7 protein-coding genes and 4 tRNA genes are annotated in these 6,113 nt (G+C 43.5%); 7 read left to right on the forward strand and 4 right to left on the reverse strand.

What is annotated here, in order from left to right; translation table 11 throughout:
• From FC652_RS19100 to FC652_RS19110, 3 genes are all read right to left on the reverse strand, one after another.
• Positions 1–178 (reverse strand): helix-turn-helix domain-containing protein (locus tag FC652_RS19100; RefSeq protein ID WP_176299789.1); only part of this gene is annotated, 178 nt, incomplete at its 3' end.
• Between the two features lie 178 nt (positions 179–356).
• The gene (pssA, locus tag FC652_RS19105; RefSeq protein ID WP_176299790.1) at positions 357–1,697 is read right to left on the reverse strand and encodes a CDP-diacylglycerol--serine O-phosphatidyltransferase; all 1,341 of its coding nucleotides are present in this window, start codon (positions 1,695–1,697) and stop codon (positions 357–359) included.
• A gap of 89 nt (positions 1,698–1,786) precedes the next feature.
• Complete coding sequence (locus FC652_RS19110) at positions 1,787–2,224, reverse strand: GNAT family N-acetyltransferase (RefSeq protein WP_176299791.1); 438 nt, start codon at positions 2,222–2,224, stop codon at positions 1,787–1,789.
• A 63-nt stretch (positions 2,225–2,287) separates the two neighbouring features.
• On the opposite strand from FC652_RS19110, the gene murB reads away from it, so the two are divergent.
• Entirely contained in the window at positions 2,288–3,331 is a 1,044-nt protein-coding gene (murB, locus tag FC652_RS19115; RefSeq protein WP_176299792.1) for a UDP-N-acetylmuramate dehydrogenase, read from the forward strand.
• Entirely contained in the window at positions 3,328–4,284 is a 957-nt protein-coding gene (birA, locus tag FC652_RS19120) for a bifunctional biotin--[acetyl-CoA-carboxylase] ligase/biotin operon repressor BirA (RefSeq protein ID WP_176299793.1), read from the forward strand. The genes murB and birA overlap by 4 nt, the downstream gene beginning before the upstream one ends.
• 22 nt (positions 4,285–4,306) lie before the next feature.
• Here the strand turns inward: birA and coaA are convergent, their stop codons facing one another.
• Positions 4,307–5,230 carry a type I pantothenate kinase gene (gene coaA / locus FC652_RS19125; protein ID WP_176299794.1) on the reverse strand — a complete coding sequence of 308 codons (924 nt, stop codon included), beginning with the start codon at positions 5,228–5,230 and terminating at the stop codon, positions 4,307–4,309.
• 211 nt (positions 5,231–5,441) lie between these two features.
• Here coaA and FC652_RS19130 point away from each other — a divergent pair.
• From FC652_RS19130 to FC652_RS19150, 5 genes are all read left to right on the forward strand, one after another.
• Positions 5,442–5,517, forward strand: a tRNA-Thr gene (locus FC652_RS19130).
• 47 nt (positions 5,518–5,564) lie between these two features.
• Positions 5,565–5,649 (forward strand) — tRNA-Tyr (locus FC652_RS19135).
• Between the two features lie 34 nt (positions 5,650–5,683).
• Positions 5,684–5,758: transfer RNA gene (locus FC652_RS19140), tRNA-Gly, on the forward strand.
• 13 nt (positions 5,759–5,771) lie between these two features.
• A tRNA-Thr gene (locus FC652_RS19145) sits at positions 5,772–5,847 on the forward strand.
• 95 nt (positions 5,848–5,942) lie between these two features.
• Positions 5,943–6,113 (forward strand): GTP-binding protein (locus FC652_RS19150; protein ID WP_255199195.1); only part of this gene is annotated, 171 nt, incomplete at its 3' end.

Here is a 6,113-nt window from a genome sequence, read left to right on the forward strand (position 1 = left end):
AAAGGAATGTTTGTGCCCATTTATTCACACTGGTTCTGCTTACCATAAGGAACTTAGCAATTTGGGTTCGAGAGTGACCCTCTTTAAAATGGGCCAATGCGAGCAATCGCCTCTTCATTTGAATCGATTTTTGTTGGCTAGCAAGTTTTTTGAAATCAATGTTATTGAGACTGTCCATAGCGTCATTTATCACGAAGAAGTAACAGCCTCAATTAGAGTTAGGTTGGTATTATCCTCGATGGATGACGTTGAAACCCAAGAAGTACGCAACAAATAGAAAAAATGCCAGTCCGCTTAACTGACTGGCATTACAACGTGTCGCTGGGCTTAAGTGATATCTTAGATAGACGTAAGTACTAGAGAATTCTCTTTAGTACCCCATCGGCTTTAATTCGAGTAATTTTGCGGACCAGCTTCTGAACCACTTCCGGATATTCTTCGACTTTCTCAAGTTGTTTGTATGTACATATTAACTGAGTGTGTTGGAGAATATTGTCGACCTCAGAATCAAATTGTTCCGTTAGCTGCGCAAAGTCGTCTCGGATTAACAGACCATTTTCAAGATCCAATGCCCAAGCTCTAGGGTTGAGATTGTTTCCAGTAAGCAGCATGTAACGTTTGTCAACCCAAATACCTTTAAGATGGAAGCTATTATCATCATCTTTCCAGAGTCTAATTGAAAGATTTCTTGCCGCTATCTGTGCCTCATTCGCTTTAGCAAATTTGCGCAAGTTTAACTCATATAGGTACGGCAGACCACCAATGGTTTTAAACTCTTTATCTGGGGATATATAAAAGTCATTGGCGGTCTTATCGCCCACAACGATCGTCACCTTTACGCCTCTCTTTAGTGCGCGCTTTATGCCTTTTGCTAAATCTTTAGGAAAATTAAAGTATGGGGTACAGATGAAAATTTCATTCTCGGCTACATCGATAAGCTTTGTGATATTTTGATTGAGGGTGTTACGCCTCTTACCTAGCCCAACGAGAGGGGTGATGGCAAACTTACCTTCGCAAACTACCTCGGGCTCGAACTGATATTTGGCTCGAGATAATGCTGAGCGAAACTGTCGAATTGCAGTCTTAATTTCTTTGGTCTCAGGTTTATCTTCGGCCGCTAAATCATTCACAGCTGGATTCGCAATCATTTCGCTTTGAACAAAATTGAACATTGAATCTGAAAGGGTCTCGCTGTGAATCACATGGTAACGGTCAAATCGGTAACGTTCTGCGTATTGAAGATAGACATTATTGAGGCTAGCTCCGCTGTAAATGACTGTATCATCGATGATGAAACCCTTTAGGTGAAGTACGCCGAAGACCTCTCGTCCTCTCACCGGAATACCATAGACAGGAATCTTGTGTTGATACTTGTTGGCATACGCCTTATACAGAGCGGCATTGCCTTCGGATGCTTCTGCACCAATGAGACCTCTTTGCGCACGATGCCAATCTACACATACGCTAATATCCAATCCCGGATTGCGCTGTTTTGCTTCATATAGAGCGGTCAGTATTTCTCTTCCTGCTTCATCATCTTCGAGATACAGCGCAACTAAGCAAACTCTTGACGTTGCTTTGGCGATTGCATCAATTAAACGAAGTCTGAAGTCTTTCGCAGTATGAAGAACTTCCAGGGCATCAGCATCCACAGCAACGCTGGGTAGTTGAGCAAAAGGATTCCTGCTAGCCATCATATGGGGTGTATTACCTTAGTTATGTGCAGTATTGCGAGCTGCAAATTCTACCAAATTTATTAAATCTAATACCAGAAAAGGACGCTTTCTTAGTCTATTTGTGCTCGATATTGCATAGGAACGAGATCTTTGCCACTTTCTGAATAGCGTAAGTACTTCTGTTTCAGTGTATTAGGTAGTTTATCTACGTCAATTTCTTGAAAACCATGGCAAGAATAGAAGTTTTCTAAATGGCGGTAAGAAAAACAAAAAACATCTTCATTCAGATGATTTGACGTGCAGTATTCCAGTAAAGCATGTCCGTAGCCTTTACCTCTGGCATTTGGTAGTGTCAACATGCCGGTGAGTAGCTGATATTGCTCTATATAACGCAGACGCACCACCCCTACGGTTTGTTGTGCTATCTGCGCAATAATGATCATTTCATCGCGTTTGACTTTAGCGCTTGGATAATGAGCTTTGTAAATTTTTTTGATTAACGGCAACTTGATTGGATCAAGGACTTCAAATCGAATTGAATGACTCATGGCACTGTGTCTAATGGATAAGTGATGTAGAATGATGGGAGTTTAAGTTAATACGATTGTCCCATGCAAATTCAACGCAATGTATCATTAAAGCCTTACCACACATTTTCTATCGATCAAACCTGTGACTATCTCATTGAAGTCGAGAGCACGGCAGATCTTGTTTCAGTCTATTCTGATCCGCGATATCAGAACTTGCCTAAGTTGATTCTGGGTAAGGGTAGCAACGTTCTTTTCACAGAACCGTATCGTGGTTTGGTACTCAGAAATCGCCTAATGGGTAAGGTGTTAATAGAAAACACATCCCATTACTTTTTGCACATCTCCGCGGGTGAAGATTGGCCTAACTTGGTTAAATGGTGTGTCAACCAAGGCATTGGCGGATTGGAAAATCTTGCACTGATCCCTGGTTGCGCGGGTTCGGCGCCAATACAGAATATCGGTGCTTATGGCGTTGAGTTTCGCGATGTTTGCGACTATGTCGATGTTTTGATGTTGGATGATTTTTCTCATCAAAGGCTAAGTGCGGAAGAGTGTTTGTTTGATTACCGAGATTCAATTTTTAAGCATGATCTGTTTGAAAAAGCGATTATTACGGCGGTCGGTATCAAGTTGCCCAAAGTATGGCAGGCAAATATCTCTTATGGGCCGCTGCAAAAAATTGATGCAACTGAGCTTACGCCTAAAAGTGTTTACGAAACAGTTTGCCAAATTAGGCAAGAGAAGTTACCTGACCCGAATAAAGTCGGTAATGCCGGCAGTTTCTTTAAAAACCCACTGATCAGTCAATCCCATTGGCAGCGGATTCAAAGGGATTATCCCACGATAGTTGCGTATCCAGCGGGAGAAAAAATGAAAGTGGCCGCAGGGTGGCTCATTGATCAATGTGGCCTAAAAGGTCACAAAGTCGGTGGCGCTCAAGTGCACCCATTACAAGCCTTAGTGCTGACGAACATCGATCAATGTTCCGCACAGGATGTTGTCGATCTAGCGAGCTTAATTTGTGATGCCGTTTGGGATAAATACCAGATACAACTTGAGCATGAAGTTCGCTTTATGGGGGCAACCAGTGAAACGAATCTACATGCAATAAGGTCTTTGCGATGAAAAAGGAACACGTTGTCAAATTACATCTGCTCAAGAAACTTGCTGATGGCCAGTTTCATTCTGGGGAAGTGTTAGGCAGTGAGCTTGGGATTTCCAGGGCGGCGATATCAAAGCACATAAATGCATTGCAAGATTGGGGCGTGGATGTTTACCGCATCCAGGGGCGTGGTTATCAATTGGCTCAACCATTAAGGCTACTGGACAAAGAACAGCTACAAGGCGACAGCATTGAGTTAATTCCGGTCATTGATTCGACAAACCAATATTTGTTGGATCGTTTGAACTCCTTTGAATCGGGCCATGTTTGCTTAGCTGAGTATCAATCTCAAGGTCGAGGGCGTCGAGGGAGACAGTGGTTTTCCCCTTTTGGATCGAATCTTTATATGTCAATGTACTGGAAACTCGATGCGGGAATGGCGGCAGCGATGGGTTTGAGCCTTGTTGTTGGTATCGCAGCAGTTGAAGCTTTGGAGTCTCTGGGGATCGATGGTGTGAAGCTAAAGTGGCCAAATGACGTTTATTACCAAGATAAAAAACTCGCTGGTATTTTGGTCGAAATGAGCGGGCAGGCAGGAGGAGCTGCGCATTTGGTGATCGGCATGGGGTTAAATATCCAGATGGCGATGGCAACAGATAAAATTGATCAGCCTTGGACGGCGTTGAATAGTATTGATAGCGCGAAGGATATTGATCGTAATCAGTTGGCTATCGCGCTTATCGCTAAGTGGCGTGATGCACTACGACAGTACGAAAGTCTTGGACTAAATGGTTTTATTGAGCGTTGGAACCGTTTGGATAACTACCGTGGGCGGCAAGTAAGATTGCTGATGGGGCCAAGAGAAGTCATTGGTGAAGTGCAAGGTATCGATAACCTAGGTGGGGTTGTAATAAAAAACAGCGAGGGTACACAAGCCTACGTTGGCGGTGAAATATCTCTGAGAGCAAATGATTGACCGATGAAATTGGAGCCTAGTGTCATTTACGCAGCAGGATCTCTTCAACTAAGTGATTGTGACCTTTGCGCAAAATTAGCTGCGCTCTTTCTTTTGTTGGCAGAATATTCTGTACTAAATTAATGCCATTGATATCACGCCAGATCTCTTTTGCTTTTTGAATGGCTTGCTGCTCATCGAGTTTCGTGTAGTGACTGAAGTAGGAGCCTGGCTTGGTAAACGCACCTTTTCTGAACTTTAGAAAGCGTTCAATATACCACTGTTCGATCGTTTCACTTTCCGCATCGACATAGATAGAAAAATCGAGGAAGTCAGAAACAAAGACACGATGAGGATCGTGCGGGTAGTCCATGCCACTTTGTAGTACGTTTAGGCCTTCTATGATCAAAACATCGGGGCGATCCACTTTCTTTACTTTCTCCGTAATGTCGTAAGTAATATGCGAGTAAACAGGAACCTCAAGCTCTGGTTTACCTGCTTTGACATCGGAGACAAACTGCACCAGCTTCTTCATATCATAAGATTCAGGAAATCCTTTTTTATGCATGATGCCGCGTTGATTGAGAACCTTCTTTGGATAAAGAAAACCATCAGTGGTGACCAACTCGACTTTTGGGTGGTTTTCCCATCGAGAAAGTAAAGCACTTAAAACACGCGCGGTCGTACTTTTACCCACCGCGACACTACCTGCGATGCCGATCACAAATGGTGGTGGGTTTTCGTCATTATTTAAAAACTGATGTAATACGGAATTACGACTCTGACGAGCTTGTACGTAAAGATTGAGAAGACGAGAGAGAGGTAAATAAACCTCAACAGCTTCCCTCATCGTCAGATTCTCATTGATCCCTTGCAATGCCTTTAAGTCATCTTCAGATAATGTCATCGGCACTGAATTTCGTAATTCAGACCAATCGGCGCGACTAAATGACAAAAATGGGCTCATGAGGCTCTGTCCTATCCTTGTGAATCAGGGAAGAGCAAGCAAAATACATCATGAGCTAAAGAAAGCAAATGACAATGACAAAACGGCAGTGAAAAAAGAGAGAGTTGTATGTTTTTGCACCACGAGCTCCTCTTTTGCCAAAAAAAACGTTTTTTTTGGCAAAAAGCTATTGCAAGCAAAGGAATGATTCAATAGAATTCGCTCCACTTATGCCGACTTAGCTCAGTAGGTAGAGCAACTGACTTGTAATCAGTAGGTCACCAGTTCGATTCCGGTAGTCGGCACCATTCTCTTTCACATCCACGATATGAATGTAAGAGAGTGGTTATAATTTGGAGGGGTTCCCGAGTGGCCAAAGGGAGCAGACTGTAAATCTGCCGGCTCCGCCTTCGATGGTTCGAATCCGTCCCCCTCCACCATATTCTTTAGGAAATAGCTCTCAGAGTTACGTGTGCGGGCATCGTATAATGGCTATTACCTCAGCCTTCCAAGCTGATGATGCGGGTTCGATTCCCGCTGCCCGCTCCACTCATTTTTGTGTGCTGATATAGCTCAGGTGGTAGAGCGCATCCTTGGTAAGGATGAGGTCGGCAGTTCGAGTCTGCCTATCAGCACCAGCTCTCTAGATGTTTCCTTTAGATTATGTAATTCGCCATTTTTTTGGTTGCGTGGTCATATAAGCCACCTAAATCCGTACCTAGAGGGACAACTCATGTCTAAAGAAAAATTTGAACGTACGAAACCGCACGTAAACGTTGGTACTATCGGCCACGTTGACCACGGTAAAACAACTCTAACTGCAGCTATCTGTACTACTCTTGCTAAAGTTTACGGCGGTAAAGCTCGTGACTTCGCATCTATCGATAACGCACCAGAAGAGCGT

It is taken from the genome of Vibrio sp. 05-20-BW147 (assembly GCF_013369385.1).
Taxonomy (GTDB): domain Bacteria; phylum Pseudomonadota; class Gammaproteobacteria; order Enterobacterales; family Vibrionaceae; genus Vibrio; species Vibrio floridensis.